General features: G+C 51.4%; 14 protein-coding genes. 2 read left to right on the top strand and 12 right to left on the bottom strand.

All coding sequences use genetic code 11. The features are described from left to right. Position 1: 1 nt before the first annotated feature. The 4 genes from rocD to NBH16_RS02350 form a co-directional block, all read right to left on the bottom strand. Positions 2–1,210: an ornithine--oxo-acid transaminase gene (gene rocD / locus NBH16_RS02365; RefSeq protein WP_044544513.1), complete on the bottom strand. Its 1,209-nt coding sequence runs from the start codon at positions 1,208–1,210 to the stop codon at positions 2–4. A 189-nt stretch (positions 1,211–1,399) separates the two neighbouring features. Next, on the bottom strand, positions 1,400–3,529 hold the full coding sequence (locus NBH16_RS02360; RefSeq protein ID WP_250788048.1) for an InlB B-repeat-containing protein: 2,130 nt from the start codon (positions 3,527–3,529) through the stop codon (positions 1,400–1,402). Position 3,530: 1 nt separating this feature from the next. Further along, the gene (locus NBH16_RS02355) at positions 3,531–6,824 is read right to left on the bottom strand and encodes a hypothetical protein (protein WP_250788046.1); all 3,294 of its coding nucleotides are present in this window, start codon (positions 6,822–6,824) and stop codon (positions 3,531–3,533) included. Positions 6,825–6,861: 37 nt separating this feature from the next. After that, positions 6,862–7,674, bottom strand: coding sequence for a DUF6261 family protein (locus NBH16_RS02350; RefSeq protein WP_122368916.1), 813 nt, complete (start codon positions 7,672–7,674; stop codon positions 6,862–6,864). Between the two features lie 61 nt (positions 7,675–7,735). On the opposite strand from NBH16_RS02350, the gene NBH16_RS02345 reads away from it, so the two are divergent. After that, on the top strand, positions 7,736–7,948 hold the full coding sequence (locus NBH16_RS02345) for a hypothetical protein (RefSeq protein ID WP_147423677.1): 213 nt from the start codon (positions 7,736–7,738) through the stop codon (positions 7,946–7,948). Here the strand turns inward: NBH16_RS02345 and NBH16_RS02340 are convergent. Next, on the bottom strand, positions 7,945–10,095 hold the full coding sequence (locus NBH16_RS02340) for an MAC/perforin domain-containing protein (protein ID WP_250788044.1): 2,151 nt from the start codon (positions 10,093–10,095) through the stop codon (positions 7,945–7,947). The two genes, NBH16_RS02345 and NBH16_RS02340, sit on opposite strands and share 4 nt — an antisense overlap. Positions 10,096–10,162: 67 nt before the next feature. Beyond that, a complete protein-coding gene (locus NBH16_RS02335) occupies positions 10,163–10,636 on the bottom strand; it encodes a helix-turn-helix transcriptional regulator (protein ID WP_005866615.1) in 474 nt (157 codons plus the stop codon). Positions 10,637–10,932: 296 nt separating this feature from the next. Here NBH16_RS02335 and NBH16_RS02330 point away from each other — a divergent pair, with 296 nt between their 5' ends. Continuing rightward, entirely contained in the window at positions 10,933–12,612 is a 1,680-nt protein-coding gene (locus NBH16_RS02330) for a helix-turn-helix transcriptional regulator (protein WP_250788042.1), read from the top strand. A 106-nt stretch (positions 12,613–12,718) separates the two neighbouring features. On the opposite strand, the gene NBH16_RS02325 is transcribed toward NBH16_RS02330, so the two are convergent. The 6 genes from NBH16_RS02325 to NBH16_RS02300 all read right to left on the bottom strand — a co-directional run bounded on the left by NBH16_RS02325 (position 12,719) and on the right by NBH16_RS02300 (position 19,303). Then, the gene (locus NBH16_RS02325) at positions 12,719–13,882 is read right to left on the bottom strand and encodes a 1-acyl-sn-glycerol-3-phosphate acyltransferase (RefSeq protein ID WP_005866611.1); all 1,164 of its coding nucleotides are present in this window, start codon (positions 13,880–13,882) and stop codon (positions 12,719–12,721) included. Between the two features lie 6 nt (positions 13,883–13,888). Continuing rightward, positions 13,889–14,881, bottom strand: a complete 993-nt coding sequence (locus tag NBH16_RS02320) for a D-alanine--D-alanine ligase (RefSeq protein WP_122368914.1) — start codon at positions 14,879–14,881, stop codon at positions 13,889–13,891. A 2-nt stretch (positions 14,882–14,883) separates the two neighbouring features. Next, entirely contained in the window at positions 14,884–15,963 is a 1,080-nt protein-coding gene (locus NBH16_RS02315) for an RluA family pseudouridine synthase (protein ID WP_005861030.1), read from the bottom strand. A 4-nt stretch (positions 15,964–15,967) separates the two neighbouring features. After that, positions 15,968–16,594, bottom strand: coding sequence for a PASTA domain-containing protein (locus NBH16_RS02310; RefSeq protein ID WP_005861027.1), 627 nt, complete (start codon positions 16,592–16,594; stop codon positions 15,968–15,970). 150 nt (positions 16,595–16,744) lie between these two features. Next, on the bottom strand, positions 16,745–16,897 hold the full coding sequence (gene rpmH / locus NBH16_RS02305) for a 50S ribosomal protein L34 (RefSeq protein WP_005633099.1): 153 nt from the start codon (positions 16,895–16,897) through the stop codon (positions 16,745–16,747). 336 nt (positions 16,898–17,233) lie between these two features. Continuing rightward, the gene (locus tag NBH16_RS02300) at positions 17,234–19,303 is read right to left on the bottom strand and encodes a FimE-like fimbrial tip protein (protein ID WP_250788040.1); all 2,070 of its coding nucleotides are present in this window, start codon (positions 19,301–19,303) and stop codon (positions 17,234–17,236) included. Between the last annotated feature and the right edge of the window lie 10 nt (positions 19,304–19,313).

Genomic DNA, 19,313 nt, shown 5'->3' with positions numbered 1-19,313 from the left:
ACTAGAATTTAGCGAACGTATCTCGTATAATGCCAATCGCTTCCATCATTTGCTCCTCAGTAATCACCAAAGGAGGCGTGAAGCGGATGATATGATCGTGGGTAGGCTTGGCTATCAAGCCGTTTTCCTTCAACGCCAAACAGATGTCCCATGCCGTCTTCCCATCTTTAGGTTCCGTCACGACAGCGTTCAACAAGCCCTTACCCCGTACTTTCTTTATCATAGGATTATTAATCCGCTCCATCTCACCACGGAACAGCTCACCCATCTTAAACGCATTCTCCGACAAATGCTCGTCACGTACCACCTCCAAGGCGGCGATAGCGACTTTCGCCGCCAACGGATTTCCACCATACGTAGAACCGTGCTCTCCCGGAGCGATCGTAAGCATGATCTCATCGTCCGCCAATACCGCCGAGACCGGACTGACCCCACCGGACAACGCCTTTCCCAAGATCAAGATGTCCGGACGAATCCCCTCGTAATCACAAGCCAATAACTTACCGGTACGACCGATACCTGTCTGTATCTCATCCGCGATAAACAACACATTATGCTGATGGCAAAGATCATAGCAAGCCCGCAGATAACCATCGCCGGGCACCACGACCCCGGCCTCACCTTGGATCGGTTCCACCAAGAAGCCTACTACATCGGGATCTTTCAAGGCCTCGGCCAAGGCATCCACCTTATTATAGGGTATCTTTATAAATCCGGGCGTATAAGGGCCGAAATCGGCGTAGGAACTAGGATCGGTGCTCATGGAGATAATCGTGATCGTACGTCCGTGGAAATTCTCGCTACAAACCACGATCTTCGCACGCTCCGGAGCGACCCCTTTCCGACGGTATCCCCAACGGCGGCAAAGCTTCAAAGCCGTCTCTACCGCCTCGGCCCCCGTATTCATCGGCAAGAGCTTATCATATCCGAAAAACTTACAGGTAAATTCCATGTACTCACCCAGTATATCCGCATGAAAAGCACGGGATACGAGCGTAAGCTTCTCCGCCTGCTCCATCAGGGCCTTCACGATCTTAGGATGGCAATGTCCTTGGCTCAAGGCAGAATAGCCAGACAAGAAATCAAAATAACGTTTTCCTTCCACGTCCCACACGAACACGCCTTCGCCTCTTCTGAGAACGACCGGCAGAGGATGGTAGTTGTGGGCACCATACTTCTCCTCTCTGGTAATGTAATCTTCCGGTTTCATACTATAATTGAGTTTAAATGACTAGCATATTGTAAGCGTTTACATCGGGATAGCTCAAAGATAAGCATTTGCGGCTAACCAATTGATTACGGGTATGTATGTTAAGAAACATATCCACAAAAAAGAAGGGATGCCCCGCTCTCCCCAAGGAGAAACAAGGGCATCCCTCTCACGTCAAACAAACAACGCTTAGTTCCGTATCCGTACCTTATAGGTCTGGTCGGCTATCCGGACAAGATAGACTCCCGCGGGAAGAGCGTGTCTTGTCTCGCCGGGAACGACCGCAAACCGGGCACGACTAGCACCCGACAGGCCGACAACCCATGCCTCAGCCGGACGATCCGCACGGATATGGAGGGCGTTGGCAGAGGTCCAAACCGCTATGCCTCCCTCTACCGAGGCATTCGATGTCGGGACATCCGGGGTATCCGGGGTGTCGGGTGTGTCAGGATAATCGGGATCCACCGGCCCAGATTTGGGCGTATAGCTTACCACGAACGGGCTGAAGCTGGCAACGGAGATCTCCATATAATCATCCTCTAATGTCAAATTGTTATTACCCTCGGAATACACGTCTACCACGCCGTCCGAGCGGAGGTGGATAATCACGATATCATGTTGGGTTTTATTTACGCCTTCCGGATACGGGATACGTACCGTCACGATATCGGAGGGCTGCACGGGAGTTACGGCGGTAGTGGTGGATGCGTCGGTAGCGGAAATCGTGGTCGTCACCTTAACCAAGGTCACTTCCATCACGATCTTCGGGGCATCAGGAGCGATACCCGCATCTTGGGCGGCAGCTTTCGCTTTCTCTTCAATCTCAGCCTTTTTCGCTGGGTCTTCTATATCTTCCTTCACCAAGCGGAGGCTGGAGAGTTCCGTATCCGATGGCAGGGATACGGCATCGGGGATGATCACGATCGGGTTATCATCCGTTGGAACATTCGTTCCCTCCTGCCCTTCCTTTTCCTTGGGAACGGCCGGCGTACCGATCGTAGCGATCTCTTCCGGAGTCACGGAAGATTCCTGCGTAAAGGCAGCGGTTATCGTCAAGTCGTCGGTACCGGAGACGGTAATATTCCCAGATGCTAGCGGGTCATCATTCACTTTGTAACTCACGAATTCGTACTTTGGCAAGGCCGTATGTGCCAAGCTCAACTCAGTACCAACGGGTACGGCATCGCCGGATTTCACGCTCACTTCCTTACCCTCTTTTGTATAAGAAACGGAGATCGTACCGCCTTCCGGCTGCAGGATCTTGACGTAATATTCCGACTCGAGAAGTACCGTGAAGTTTACCTCATACGTACGCTTGGTCTGTCCATCCTCGGCGGTAACGACCAAGGTAGCCTTGGCCGATCCACTCTCGAGCGATACGGTAGCCGTGAACGATCCTGTCGGTTCTACGGAAACAGGCGATCCATTCACGAGCAGCTCAGCCTTCGCATCGACCAGCTGGCCGGATAAGGTGAGGGTAGCCGATTTCTGCGTGGAATTTGGGAGCAGCACCTCATATTTCATCGTAGAGGCAAGAAAACCGGGAAGCGGGGTAACCTCCCCACTTCCTTCCTTATACGATAGGGAACTCAAACGGGCTTCCGAGGACAGAGCCACGAGGATAGGCTCAAATTTCACCTCAGCCTCCACCGTATAGGCCGGCATCAAGAAGTAGGTCGTACCATCTTTCTCTTTCTGCAACGGAACAGTATTGGTTTTATCCCCGACCTTCCCGGATACCTTCAAGGAGCCGAACACCATTTGGTAGCCTTTGTTGGGGGTGGCGGCAATCGTCACCTTCGTACCGGAGGCGACCTCGCCGCCGGAAACAATCGAACTACCCGGAGCATCGGCGGTACTCAAGGTAAGCGTACCGTTCGCCGGGTTGGCGAAGGTGACGGTGGACTGGATCTTCTCGTACTCCACCTCTACCGTGACCGGGAAGTCCGGCATGGTGAAGGTGTAGAGGTAGGCGATACCGCTACTGGCATCGGGCTTAAACGTAGCCGGTACCGTTTCGGAGGGCGTACCCGTGCGGTAAACCTTCGGGTAACCGGAAGCCATTCGGTAGCCGTCGGCGGGGGTGACGGTAATCGTCACCTCGGTGCCGGAATGCAAGGTCGTAGGGGATGTGAGGGTCTCACCGTCCGCCGAGATCGATAAGGAGGCAGATCCTTCCGCGGGAGCCTCGAAAGTCAACATGAAAGGAAGAGCGGGGTAGTCGGGATGGGCCTTCGTCTCGATCCCTTCCTGCGCCCGGGCGGTCATCGAGAAGACCGCCAGCAGGCATACGAGCCATAAACTAGTATATTGTTTCATATCAAAGCGCTATTTTATAAGTGATGTTATTGATTCGAACCATGTAAATACCGGAAGGCAAAGCCAAGCGGGTATCGCCGGGGGCGATAGAGGCGGCGTAGACGGTACGTCCGTCGGAGCGTACCACGGTAAGCGCGGCGGCCTCCCCGGAATAGACATGCAGCGCACCGTCGGCGGCCCAGATACGGACAGCGGCGGTAGCGGTAGCGATCTCGTTGGCGGTCACCACGGAGCCATCGCACACACCCACGCTACGAACCAGCGAGCGGGTGACGGCATTGGCGGTGATGTATGCCTCGAAAGGCTTCAGCACATAATCCGCCTCCTGAAGGTCGAAGCGGGTACCCTCGGCATTGAGCACGTAGATACCACGGAGCGTAAGGTTGGCGAGATTCGGGTTCGTCCGGAAGAGGAACACGCCGTTCTCGAGGGCATCGCCGGAAGCGACCGTAGCCGTAGCCGGTATCTCGATCGGCGCATCGGAGGCTGTTTGGCTAAAGGTTACCCGAGTCAAGGCTGCGTCGGCGGCCAACAGATAGGGGCTACCGGCGGTGAGATCGACCCTTTTCCCGTAAAGGACAGAGACCTCTTCCCAACCTTGGGCAACGGCCTCCTTAGCGGTGTAGCCGGTGGCGGTGGCGACGATGAGCTTGTTGGCGGAAGGGCCTGGGGGTGACGATATTTTGCCGTTGAAACGGGTCTCCGTTCCGGCTCCCTTTTTATAACTCCATTTGTTGTTGGAGTAGAAGAGCATGAAGGTCATCGTATCGCTAGAAGACAAGGGCAGTGACAACAAGGACCTCAGATAGGAGGCAGACGACAAGCCGGACTGGCCGGGGATAATAGTACTCGCGTAAGCTGTAGGCAGACCGTCAGCGCCATAGCCGGCAATAGCTTTCAGTTGCGGGAGCAGGCCGTTCTCGGCGGTACCGATGGCGGTGAAGGCTTGTGTATTTTCGGGGCCTGCCCAAGCGGCGATCTCGGCGGCGACATCATCGAGGTAAGTGTCGGCACCGTTTGCCTTATCGCTACCTATGTTATCGGTAGGGACGGCTGGCGTATTATCTCCTATCGTCAGTTGGATCATGGTGCTGGCGTAGTTGTCGAGAAGGGTAACTTTATTAGTAGGTGAATCAGATCCGAGAATCCGACCGGCCTGTTTATCCGACGTATTTCCTAAGGCTTTCACGCCGGCGGTAGTTAAGGCGAGGCAATTCTTTATCGTTATATTAATGTTTCCAGCAAAAGCTTGCCCCACAATACCACCTGCGGCAGCTATCCGGCTGTCGCTGTTTGATCCTGCAGAAACAGCGCCTGTGGCAAAACAAGATTCAATCGTCGTTTTCTCAGATAGTCCGGCAATGCCGCCGGAATAAGCATTAGCAGCGGAAGATTTAGCGATTATCCACCCTGTCGAATAGCAGTGCGATATGCTACAATTACCGCTACTATAGGCTCCGATACCGCCCGCATACGCGGCATCGCTAGAACCAGAACCGGTAGCAGTAACACGGATATCCTCCGTATTGAAGCAGGAAACGATAGAAGAGCCATTATTAGTCGCTACGATTCCACCACCACGACCCATCTTTCCGGTCATAGTGACAGCTCCCCTGTTTGAACAAGCGCTAATCACCGAACCTTCAGAGTAACCGGCAATTCCACCGAGAGACCCAGAATTGCCGGTCACAGAAAAACTAACCTTGCATTGATTATGGCAATTGATGATTTTTCCATTCTTTACATAACCTGCCACGCAGCCAAGATAGTAAGCGGTGTCTTGAGCATTAGCAATAGTTGTCAAATTAATATTGTCAGATCCTGCCATCGTCAGATTCCGCACGGTCGCTCCATACAGATAACCGAAAAGGCCGATATAGTAAAACGAGGCCGAGGAGATCGTCATTCCGGTAATCGTATGGCCGCCACCATCGAAGGTGCCTTGAAAGTAGTAACGTGCATCGAAGCCTTTATAAGTCCCTATCGGTATCCAATTAGCCTCGAAGCCGCTCGCCACGCCTTGGGCAGGTTTCGCCAGCGAGATATCGTCCGCAAGCGTAACCGTACAGTCCTTGAAGCCCTCGGAGGCGGGATAGGAATCGGTATAGGTTTTATCGGCATCGGTGATTGTCTTCCCGTTATTCGTCACCCAAGCGATCCACGCGAGGCCGCAGGCGGTCTTGACGGTGTAGGTAGTGCCGGAGACGGCGACATCGGTGCCAGTCGGGCCGACATTGGCTAATTTGGCGTACTCGGGCCAGTCGGCGGGGAGAGTCGTCATGCCTGAGAAGGAGACTAATTTATCTTCCGTTGCCGTAAAGACGGTTGTTCCTTTCGAATCCATCAGTTGTTCGTTGCCCAGCCAAAGGGTGTAGCCGGTGTTCTTTGTGACGTTGATGGCGAAACCCTTCTTTTTACCGTCGGTGGTGAATTGGATAACGGGATCGAACGATTGGCCGCTGGCGTCTTTCACCTCGAGCGTCTGGCCACTCGTTGGGGCGGTGGCGAACTGCCATTGGAGGAAGGGGGATTTCACTCTAGAGCTTCCATAAATTGCGTCTCCATCTTTATCTTCCGAAGAAACCGTTACTTTCGCGTCTTCGGTAGCCGAGAAAGCACCCCAATTGTCTAGAAACACAGCAACAGCTTCCGCCGTGACAGTTATCTTGCCTTTGATGGTGGTATTTATAGCAGAACTAGTAGAGTACAGATATATTCCATATGATCCAGTTCCTTCCGCAGCGATATTCAATCCGGCGGTGCCACCATCCAGAAGCAGGATGCATCCTTGGTAGTTATTAATCACATCCTTTTTCGCTTTCAGGTTACTGGCAGAGTTGCCTGTCGCTTGGATACAGAACGGTTTACTGCCCTCCAGATAAAATAATGAGCCGTCGGCAGTAGTGGAGGTCAGGTTTAGCCCATCCAATTTTAGGATCGGGTAGCTGTCAAGATTATTCGCGTCGGCTATCGCTTTCTCGCTTTTGATATCGATCGCGCCCTGCTGCCAGTTTGCGTTCGTGCCCGTCAGCGTACCGGAGAACTCGGTCTCGGTGCCATTAGTCCCGACCTTGTAAAACCAAGCGTAATCGGTCGAGCTGTTGGGTTTCAGTTTATAGGTGAGAGTTAGTTTATCAGTAATACTAGTACTAGCCACGTCAAGCGGCTGTGTCTGCGCTTGCGCTCCTGCCATTGCCGGCCCCCATAGGGCCAGCGTCAGGATACAGAACATCCGCACGGCGGCCCGGAGGGAGAGCCGCGCGGATATCTTTCTAGAAAGATAAAATTCGTTCATATGGATTCGATTTTAAGTGTTTGACAATTTGCTAGGCTCAGATCTCGTCCGGGCTCTCGCTATCGCCGCCGGGGTTCTCGGGGTCGGGCGCAGGGTCGGGTGTGGGATAAGGCTTGTCGTCGGACTTGGAGGGGCTGGTGGGGCCTCCCTTGGCGGCGATGAGGTTCTTATACTTGCGGAAGATCTGGTTCACGGTGTCGATGAAGGCGTTGATGGCCTCGGTAGGCTCGAGTACGGCGTAGGCGTTGACACGCTGGATGATGAGGTCGAGGGTCTCGTCGGTCGCCTTGCGGGCCTTGGTGGTATCGGTCTTCACACGGGCGGAGTACTCGTCGGTGCGGGTGATGTCGAGAGCCTTGTAGGCATCGTTCAAGGTTTTCAACTGGGCCACGTAGGTGTCGAGGTGGAGGGTCTTGAGGGCTTCCGATACGTCAGCCTTGGCGAGGTCGAGCAGCAGGCCGTCGATCAGGGCGGTCTCCTCGGCGTAGGCCTTGGCGTAGATCTTGTCGTAGGCCCGCAGCACGCTGTCTACCAGCAGGGCGGGGGTACGCAGGGTCTCGTCGGGGCATACCTTATAGGAGCCGTTCATGGAGTAGATGAACTGGAGGGTCTTGTCACGCTCCTTGTCTTTCGCCTCCAGCTGGGCGGTGGAGGCGCTCTTGGTGACGCGGTTCACGCACTCCGCCTCCCGGTCGATGCATTCCTTGTAACCCGGGGCGAGGGCCTCCAGATGGAGGGCGGCCACGGTCGTATCCAAGATACGGGCGTAGATCTCGTTGTTCATGTTCATGTGGCCGGCGTTGGTCAATGCGGTCTTCGATACCGATCCGATTTGTTTCGCTAAACTCATACTGTTTGTTGTTTTTTCGTTAATACTTTCCTCTTGTCCACAGACGTAAGGTTTCCTACAAATGCAGGATAATCCCTTTGATAATCATATATTTTTCTATCAAACAATGCCTACGGGTGTCGAAATCTCTCCCGAGGCCCCGGAAAGGGCCGCTACGATCGTAGGGATCGCTCCGGAGGTCTCGGGAGGGACCGCTACGGCTGTCGGCATCGCTCCGGAGGCCTCGGGAGGGATGGCTACGGTCGTAGGGATCGTTTCCGAGGCATTTCGCTAGTCCGTCGCTTTCGTAAACCGGATCGGCCAGTCCAATGCCTTGGTGGTGTAGACCGGGAAGATCCATTGCTTATGGTTGGTCGCCTTGTTCCGGCCGAACCAGCTGTCGCCCTCGTTGAGGTCGTTCTCTTGGTCCACCCCGAAGCGGTACGGCGGGTTCTCGCTCTTCAATTTATACTCCTTGCTTCCCCAATAGGCCGGGAATTGCTCGTCGATGGAGTAAGGAAGCGTCATGTCGGTACCGGGCGAGGTGGCGATCACGTAGTATAGGTCATCGCTCTTCCCCTTGCGGGCGATGCCCACGCCGGTGACCGGTTCCTTATGGCTGTCGTCGGGCGAGAACTTCAAGCAAACGTAATGGTTATCGATCGCGTCCCACATCATTCCCGATTCGGCATCCTGCCCCCACGGTTCGAAGCCGTGCTTGCGGGCGTCGTCCTCCTTCATGAAGCGCATGTGGTAGATGGGGCGGCACTCGTCCTTGAAGTCGAGGGCTACCCACCAGAGCTGGTCGGCGTTATCCCCCACGTCGAGGTACTCGTGGGCCGAGGTATCGAGCATCTTGCCGATCCGCGAGTCGTTCGGTCCCTTGGTATTCAGCACCAGCGGGCTGTAAATGCGCTCCTTGCCGTCCGGCCCGGTGAAGACACGTTGTCCGGCGGGATCCCCGTGATTGTCCTTCCCGGTACGCATCATGAAGTCGGCCAGGATCAGCTGCGGTTTCTTGGCCAGCTTCGAACGCGCCTCCACGTAGGGGTCCAGATATTTCTTCAGCGCGTCTTGCCGCGCGTAGTTCTTCGTCAGGTAATACAGGGGGACCAGGAAGCAACGGGTGGTATCGCCCCTCGGGCCGTAGCTTACGAGGTGGAGGTTGCTGTTCTCGTCGGCGATGGACTTGTCCCAGCTCTCGAAGTCCACGGAGGCGTTGCCGCCGGTGATGATCATGATGCTCTCCTCGGACATATGCTCGTTCAGCTCCGACTTCGTATAGCCGCCCCCGGCGCCGATCTTGCCGCCGTGGGTACCCATCACGCGGTAGTAGGTCTGGAGCCAGTTCTCGTTCTCTCCCGCCGGCGACGACGACTTGGCGGAAAGCTCCGCCTCGGCGGCGAACACCGTCTCGTCGTAATAGAGGTTCTCCTTCCGGCTGTAGATATAGGTATAGCTCCCGCCGAAGACACCGCCCACCAGCACGTGGGTGCCGTAGGTGTCGTATAGATCGTAGATGCCCTTCTGTGTGTTGCCGTATCGCTTGTAGAGGTCGCTATTGGTTTCGTTCAGCAAGCGCGAGGCGGTCGTGGTGAGGAACGGCAGGAAGACGTCGGGATCGCTGGCAGAGGTATAGATGGCGGTGGCCATATGCAGCTCCACCATCGGCTTGACATGCACGTCCACGTGATACTCGAAGCGGTTGGACGAGGTCTGGTTATGCTGGAACCGCTGGTCGAAGGAGCCGGAGAAGAGTTTCGACCTCGTAGGCGTAGGAGCGCCTTGGTTCGTGAAGCCGAGGCTGCTCACCGAGATGCCGAGCTCCTGCCACATGTTGTCCACCATCTCCTCGTAGTCCACGCCGGAGCGTTCCCGTCCCCACGACTCGGCGTGAGGGGTCTTCACGAAAGCCTCCGTGCCGTACATCAGGTCGAAATCTAGGAAAGGCTCGCTAGGGGCGGCGAAGATATCGCCCGCCGTGTTCACCGTCTTGCCCACGTTGTGCATATAGCTCGGGGCGTTATCCGACGCTGAGCTTTCCAGCTTGGGTTGCGACACGAGGAAGAGCGTGTCCGTCGCCGCCTCCCCCGACTTGCTGGCGATCCCCCGCAGGGCGATCTTCTCGAGGAAAGGCTTACGCTCCACCTCCTTCTTGAGGTTGAGCACGAGGAAGCGGCTCTCGGCCCCCTGCCTCATCTCCCAATCGAAATACTTGCCGCTGAACTCGAAGTCGCGGATACGATCATCGTGCACCGGGATGGCGATCTCGCCCTCCCACGGATGGATGATGAACAGCCGGTTGCCGTCCGACTCGTCGGAGAGGTTGAACTCCGCCACACGCTGGGGGACGTACACTTCCGTGTCGTCGTCGGAACATCCCGTGAGGAAGGCCGACACCACCAGCGTCAAAATACCGAAAAATAAAGATTCTCTTCTCATACTGATTCTTCTTAGATAAAGGTGTATACTCTATATTATAATGTAGGGAGTTCGCCTCCCCATGACCCTATTCGATCGCCCGTACCCATTCGTCCATGCCCTTGGCGGCCTCCGGCGGCATCTTCTGTTTCAGCCGGTAGCGGGTGGTGTGCAAGCTTCCGATGGAGATAGACATCTTGTCGGCGATCTCCCGGTTGCTCAGGTTCATCTTGATCAGCATGCAAAGCGTTTCCTCCGCCGGCGTGATCCCCGGCACCCGCTCCCTAAGCGTCGGCAGGAAACCCGGATACGATGCCCGGAACGATCGGTGGAACGATCCGTTCCCTTTTCGCTCCGGATCGGCGGGAAGGCACGAGGCCAGCAGGTGCTCCTTCCGTATCGGGCACTCGGCGGCGTGACGCTCCAAGTGTTCCGACAGTACGTCGAACCGCTCGTCGATCCGCCGGCGCAGATGCTTCCATGCGAACACCCAGCAGCCCCCGCAGAGGAGGAGCGCCAGCATCCCGCACATCATCAAAATCCGTAAGTATGACCCTTCCATTACTACTTCGTTTTTGTTTCTCAAAGGAAACCATTCCTATCCTTATACGACGAATTCTTTTTTGAGCAATCCGCTCAACAAGTCCTCAACAACGGCCTTATCCGCACGAAATGCGATCATCAATTTAATTGACACGCCGCTCGGGGCACCGGTGGTACGGACAAGTCAAAGGTACGTCGCCGGGCCTTCGGACGGATAAAAAACCAATAGATGATTCAATCGATTTATACCCCGGGACACGCTATTTTCCATGAAAAACGGCGTATATTCGCGATAAACCATAAAATCCTACGCAGATGAGAGACATCACGCATTTCCTGCTAGCCACCCTCCTCTCGCTAGCCACCCTCGCTTGCCGGCACGACACGCCTCCCGCGGACGGCTCCCTCTCCCGGCAGCTTCCGCCCGATACCAAGGAGATACTCCGGCAGCTCAACGACCGCGACAACCGGGAGGAGGCCTTGCGCCTCGCCGACAGCCTCGCCGCTCTTCCCCCTTCCGACGACCCGTGGCTAGAGATCCGTATCGCCCAAGCGGTAGCCAACACGCTCTATAAATTCCGCCGCGACCCTTTGGATGCGATCCGTGTGCAAGAAAGGGCCCTCGCCGTCTATCGCCTCCACCCCGATGCCGCCGACGATCCGGCCGACCTGCTCTCTACCCTCGGCCATTATTACCGCCGCAAGGGAATGCGGGAAAAAGAGGTGGAAGTCATACAGGAAGCCATGGACTGGTGCGTAGCCCACCCCGAGAAGCTCAACCGGGGTTTCGTCTACACCTTCGCCGACCTCTCCTCCACCTATAGCGACCTCGGATTGTACGACAAGGCTATGGAGGCCATCTCACGCTCCATCGACTACTCCCTCCAGTTGGATAGTTTTACCATCAGCGACCTCTACCGGATGAAAGCCGGGATATTCTGGGAGCTGGAACAGCACGACTCTACCTTATATTACGCACGGCAGGCCTTAAAGAGAGGGGAGGAGCTGAAAGAGAACGCCTATGTCCTCGCCGCCAAAAACATACTTTACAATTATTACTACGAATATGTGCCCGACTCTATCCCTGCCGCCCTCGAAGGGTACAAGGAATTGATAGAAGAGGAAGAAGCGATCTCCGCGGGGTATCAAGATCTTTTCAAATTCATGCTGGGGGCCTGCCTCGTACGCGACGGAAAGCCGGAAAAAGGCTTCCCCCTGATGGAAGAGGCCTACGCTCTCTACAAGAAATACGAGGCGAACGATATGATGGATTGGACCGGACGGCATTTGCTCAACCTTTACGCCCAACAAAAGAAGGGAGACAAGATGGCTGAGATCTACCCGGAATACAAGGAGATACACGACTCGTTGCAACTGGCGGAGAAACAGCGGTACGCCATTGGTGCCAACGTACGCTACGAGACCGGACGGAAGGAGCAGGAGAATCGGGCCTTATCCGCCGAAGTGGCCTTGAAGGAACGTTCGCTCGTTTATACGCGCGTCATCCTGATCCTAGCCATTTGCCTGCTGACCGGGATCATTGTCTACGCACTCCAACGTCGCCGGCTTCACCAACGTGAGCGGGAGATCCAGCGTCAACGGCTGGATAATCTCCTCGCTACCCAACAAGAACTGAACCGCCGCAATGAGCGACTGAGCGCCGAGCTGGAGCAAGCCGCCCATAACGAGGTGATCGACAGCGTACGCCAGAAGCTCAACCCCTCCTTGCTGAGCGGCGAGGACGAGTTGCGGTTCCGCCAATCCTTCGCTGCCCTGTACCCTCGCTTCCTGCCCGGCTTGCGTAAGGACTTCCCGGAACTGACCAAATCCGACGAACTGCTCTGCATGCTGATCTACCTGAAGCAGAGCACGGACGAGATCTCGTTGGCCTTGGGCATCTCCCGTCCCAGCGTCAACTCCGGACGCAGCCGTATCCGCAAGAAACTTGGATTGCTGAAAGAGGAATCCTTGGACGAATTCCTGCAAAAAAGATAATCCCTCCTTTCCGGCGGCTGCCACCCGAAGGTGGCATGCTCGCCGGAAAGGAGGGGATCAAGGGCGGATCAAGTACGAACCGCTACGCATAGCCGATAAAGGCCGCTTATAAAGTTGTCAGATAATTTTTCAGCGGATTGGAGTACATCTCTAAGATCTTCTTACGTAAGAACGCCTCATCCTTGTTCGGAAGGACGATCTTATCCAATTGTCCTTGCAAGTATTCCTCGAATTGCTTCTTATCCTTCGGACCATAATGTTCTTGGAAACGACGAGTGCCGTTCAGTAAGTCATACGCCACGTAATTGCACGGATAGAAACGATAGTTCTTATAGATCTCCCGGTCGATAACGGACGCGATAGCGCTTACCAGCTCATTCTTCTCCATATCCTTGTCCAGTTTAGCCAAGGAATCATTGATCGGGGAAGTAATCGTAAAGTGGACACGACCCTTATTGTTCAAGATACCCGTTTCCATGCTCAATAGATCATCCCGCTGGCATTTCACGAAATCCGGATCATCCCGCTTCATCTGAAATTCTTTCGCCTTCAAAAAATCGCAAGGATCAAACTCGTAGGAGATAGCGACCGGCACGATATTCAAATCCATCAAATTCAACAACAGATTGTCCTTATCACCGCCGATACTCAACATTTTTAATACGCTGCCCTGCGTACGATCGTCCGAATCCTTAGCACGTCCCTCACGCTGGGCGATCCATACAGACTCGTTCACATTCTTGATCGCATGATGGATATAGGCGGAAAGCGTCTTGCTGACCTCCAACATCTGACGAACAGAAACGCCACGCTTCACAATAAAACTATTGTTCAAGCGTACCAATGTCTCGATCCACGGACGGATTAAAAGATTGTCGCCGATAGCGACCTGCGTCATACCATACCCCACATCATATAACATGACATTCAAGAAGGAGGCATCCAATACGATATCCCTATGGTTCGAGATAAACGTACAGGCCGCCTTATCTTTCGGCAGACGGCTACGCCCTGAGATAGTAAGCGAGAAAGTAGTATTTTTCGCCACCGTCATTACAGCGTCATAGGCCAGAGTAGATTTAAACTCCTCCTTCGTCTTGCAAGCACGCATGGCAACTGAGAATTCCTCCCAATTCAAATTCGGCTTTATGTAACGTAAAGCCCGCTCGAAATCCTCATTGGCGACCAATTTTTCAATCGCGTCCTTCACCTCACTGTTGTTCAGCGGACGGATGTCGTCGAAATTAGGGGAAACTGTTTCTGTATCCATATCTATTCATTTTGTTTTTCTGTTTTTGAGTTCGTCTTCAATAATGTCTGTCATGACATCCTTTATATCCAATCCCGCCGCACGTACTTGCTGTGGGATAAAGCTGGTAGCCGTCATTCCCGGTGTCGTGTTTATTTCCAGTAAGACAGGCTCCCCGTCTGCCGGAATAATATAATCCACACGAATCAGTCCTTTGGCGCCCAATATATCGTAGATCCTTGATGTCTTGCGCTGTATCAACTCCGTCAACTCGGCGGAGATACGGGCCGGAGTGATCTCGTCCACCTGCCCGTTATACTTTGCGTCGAAATCGAAGAATTCGTTATCCGTAACCACCTCGGTCAAAGGAAAGACAACCTCTTTACCCTCCACCTTATAGCAACCGCATGTTACTTCCGTTCCATCGATAAAACTCTCGAGAATCACCTCACGTCCTTCCCCAAACGCCTTAGCGATAGCGGGCTGGATAGCGGAGAGCTCTTTCACCTTCGTCACGCCGAAACTACTACCCCCATCGTTTGGTTTCACGAAAATAGGCAAACCCAAACGAGTCACGACTTCTTCGTCCGTAATAGTCTCTCCCTTGAATAAATGAATGGATGCGGCAATTTTTACACCAAAGTCTTTCAAGTAATGATTGCATACGTATTTATTGAATGTCAAAGCGCTCACCAGCATCCCGCAAGACGAGTAAGGCATACCGATCATATCGAAATATCCTTGTAAACGTCCGTCCTCGCCCGGAGTACCGTGTATCGTTATATAAGCGAAGTCAAAATGCCTCGTCACGCTATTCTCCTTGAAGCTAAAATCATTCTTATCAATTGGTGTATGTTCCCCGCTAGGAAGTATAACCGCCCACTCATCCCTCTTAACGATGGCAATATATAAATTATATTTGTCTTTATCAATAAAAGAGTAGATTCCGTCCGCACTTTTTAATGAAATAACGATCTCGGAGGAATCTCCCCCTGCTACGATAGCGATGTTCTTTTTCATTTTTACAATTCTTTAGTGTTCGCGTATACACGCCATCTGTCGATCAGCTGCTGCATATCGGAAGGAATCTCAGAATCGAAAAACATCTCCTCTCCCGTAGTAGGATGAACGAACCCCAACGTCTTAGCATGCAAGGCCTGACGTGGACAAATAGCGAAACAGTTTTGCACGAACTGTTTATATTTAGTAAAAGTTGTTCCTTTCAAGATATCATGTCCGCCATACCGCTCATCGTTGAAAAGCGTATGACCGATATATTTCATATGTACACGGATCTGGTGCGTGCGCCCCGTCTCCAGACGGCACTCCACCAAGCTCACGTAGCCCAAGCGTTCCAACACGGTGTAATGGGTGACGGCGGTCTTGCCTTGATCGCCTTCCGGGAAGACGGTCATTTGCATACGGTCACGAGGGTCACGACCGATATTTCCCTCGATACGCCCCTCATCCTCTTGAACGATGCCCCATACCAAGGCACGGTATTTACGTTTGGTTGTCTTGTTGAAGAACTGCAGGCTTAGGTTACTCTTGGCCTCCGGGCGTTTAGCCACCACCAATAAGCCCGACGTATCCTTATCGATACGGTGTACCAAGCCTAAACGAGGATCGGAAGGATCATAATAGGGATCATCCTTCAAATAATAAGCCAAGGCATTCACCAACGTACCGGTATAATTACCATGACCGGGATGTACGACCAAGCCTGCCGGCTTATTCACCACCAGCAAATCATCGTCCTCATATACTATATTCAAAGGGATATCTTCGGGGATAATCTCCAGTTCCCGGCGTGGACGATCCATCACGATAGAAACCACATCCAAAGGTTTCACCCGGTAATTACTTTTCACCGGCTTATCGTTCACCAAGATACAACCCGCCTCAGCCGCCAATTGGATGCGGTTACGGGTAGCGCCCATCATACGGTCTACCAAGAACTTATCCACCCGGAGCAGGGATTGCCCCTTGTCCGCTACGAAACGGAAATGCTCATACATCTGGCTCGACGATGTTTCGTCTTCTTCCGGCATCAACAGGTCGTCTACCTGTTCATCATCCATATCGTCCAAAAACTCGTCCATTCCCTTAAAACCAGTTTTCTATATCACTATCCAATGGTTCTACCGGAATACTATCCAAAGCCAATGAGTCGGGAAGCATATTCGGATCGCCACTGCTTACTTTCAATACCAGATGAGCGGTCAACGGTACATGTTCCCCCTTGAGCAAGGTACGCCCGTTTAACTCCACCCCCATCGCCAAATCTTTATAATCGCCCGGCACATACTCTATCTCGACCGACGAGAAGCCACGGGCCCGCAGCAAGGCATACGCCTGACGGAAAGATAAGTCTTCCACCTCCGGTATCACGGCCATCTGGGAGGTCAACGCGTTAATCGTAACAAAGACGATCCGCCCCTCTTTCACCTTCGATCCGACACCGGGAACCAACTCCACGATGGAGCCCGGAGCCACATCTTTCGAGAATACGGAATCGATCACGTTATAGCGTAGCTTATTATTCCCGAAAAACTCGGCGGCGTCCTCTAGCTTCATTCCTTTCACGTCCGGAACGACCACCGCTTGATTATGGCGGGTATAAGAATCCAGCCACGCCAGTACGCCATAAACAACGCCGCACGACACGACTATCACCAACAAGAGATTGATGACAAACGGATTCTTTATCAGTTTTACAAAAAAGTTACTCATTTCACGTATGTATTTGTAGGCGGTTCAAAAGTAGAAAAAAAACGGCATATAGACCAATATCCACCAGAGCAATACTACAAAAACAAAGAAAGTAAAGGCTTTTTAGGAAAAAACCTCTACTTTCTTTATAAATCTTTAGAACGTGACTAATTATCCGTTGTATTCGTCAGATACCGTTAATTTAGCTCTGCCTTTAGCACGACGAGAAGCTAATACTCTACGGCCATTAGCGGTAGCCATTCTTGAACGGAAGCCATGCTTGTTCTTTCTTTTTCTGTTGGAAGGTTGGAATGTTCTTTTCATCTTTCTATATTATTTATTATTATTCGCATACTTATTCGGGCTGCAAAGATAGAGCCTTTTTTTTAATAAACAAAGGGTTGCGCAATTTTTTACACAAGAACCTTTGATATCAGACCAAAGCAAGTTAACTGCATGGGGCAAGTAAGTTAACGTCATCGGCAAATGAAGAAAGCGATGCCACCCATCTCCTTACGGAATGAATGGCATCGATAAAGCACGAATGCTATATGAGGTAAAGGGCCGGGGAGGAGGTGCAGCCTACGTGTAAAACAAATTCAATCCATTGTGTGCCGCACGCTCCCCGCATCCGTCATTCACATGATGGATGGGAACCCATTATCTTGCCAATCGAATATCAGAACCTTCGGCTAAATCTTCTATGGAAGGATTAGCTCTATAGGTATTTCCGTTTTTATTATATGTAATATTAACTGTCATACCCTTGCTGGGATTACCGTAATACGTATAAGTATACTTTCCATTGCTACAAGACATGCTACCATTCAAACAACTTACAGTAGGAGGATATCCCTCACTCTCCCAGCTCCACCCCCAATAATATCCATATTCTATAGAACCAGTCATTGCCGGTAATAAATTGATATTCGGATTCTTCTTGTAATCACTTACAGACATCGAGACCGTATAATCTTTACTATTTTTATAAGAGAACGTTATTGTCGCATTATCGTCAACTTTCTCCAAAATAGAGCTTGCCATAGAATAACTACCCTCATCATCCATGATTGATATATTTCCAGATTTTCCTCCAGCTATACGGTATGAAATCTGCGAATTCTTACCAACAGAACTCCAGTACGATCCCCAATTGCCAGAATGATAATATGATGCAGATCCATTTATCGGGAAATCCTTCGTGCTCTTAACATTTATATTAGCTGTCTGAAAATTCTCATTTTCTATAGTTACAATTCCATTACTATTATCGACACTCGTTTTAAACGACACGGTTTGAGGACCAGAAGACACGGCTTCATAGATATAATAATACGTATTATCCTCATATACGATCAACATATTCTGATCATCACCCACGGGATAAAGTTTCGTAGCATGAATCTTACACTCTACCGGGAAACTCGGATAGTCTGAAGGAATAGTGAATGACAAGTCGATTTTCTGATCTTTGCCCGCATAATAGATTAGGGGCGTATATGGATTAAATGTATACATCTCAGAAGCAATGACAGTTATCTCCCGGGACAAAACACCTTTGCTCACTCGAATCTTCGCCGTTTGACTTCCCTTTTCCACATGAGCGACCTTCGCAGTTATTAACCCGTTCGTTATATTCAAGTTCGATAAGATATTTCCCTGATCTTCCAATATGGAAACGTTCATGTCCGTATTATTTGCCGTAGACAATCCATTGGGATAGTAGTTGGCCTGTACACTTAAATTTGAAGATGATGTAAATAAATGAATCAGTTTATCCACCACCAAACGATTTCCATTCGCATCTGAAATAATTGGGGATTCTTTCAATATCTCCGCATACAAGTCATTAGAAGGAGCGCTCTTCTTCGCATCCTCCAATGATTCGGCACCACTATTGCTTCCGCCTGTAAATCCTTTGATTATAATGCCATAGTTGAAATTTCGTTCAATCTTATAAGCTTTCTTCTCTGAATTTAATAGATGTATTTTGTAATATCTGCCATTAGAGCCATTTTGAATGATCACATAGGTAGTATTATCACTTGTGTTAGGGGATTCGAACAGATATTTTTCATTCGTATCAAAGTCTGAACCTTCCGAATATTTCATAGAAACCGGCAAAGTCAAAACCTCATTATCATTACGATCAAAAGTGTTATCACCGTTCTCATTATAGGGTGCCACCGTTCCTTTTGATGCATAGTGATACACACCATATCCTCCTATAGTGAAGCCCTGCACGCCTGCATCAACACCTACCGTTACCTTTGCGTAATTACGCAACAAACTTACACTGACCATTTGGTTAAAATCAGAAACTTCTGCCCTTCCCCAAAAAGCAAGCTCACCTGTTACCAAAGGGGCTATAACCTCTCCTTCGTTTTTTCCTTTATTTGCTTCTTCGTTAAATCCACTCCAATTATAATTACAAATAAAGTGAATATACTTAGTCGCTTTTGGAACCCTAGCAGTTCCACTTGTCAAATCCGCAGAGACATCTACCTTTCCAAGGAAAACGTTCTCCTCATCAAAAGTCATTAAAGATAAACTACTCACGCCATCTGCCGCTGTTTTTGTTTTCACAGAATAATCCGGTACAGTCAATGAGAAATTGACTACAGCAAAATCACCGCTATCTTTATTCTCTATTGATTGCTCCAATATATCCTCTTGACAAGAGAATAATGCCAGAAACATTACTGAGAATATGTATATTAAATTTTTCATTTTCCTTATG

It is taken from the genome of Parabacteroides sp. Y3-G-102 (genome assembly GCF_023656845.1).
Taxonomy (GTDB): Bacteria; Bacteroidota; Bacteroidia; order Bacteroidales; family Tannerellaceae; genus Parabacteroides; species Parabacteroides distasonis.
This window is presented reverse-complemented; position numbering and strand designations above follow the sequence as displayed.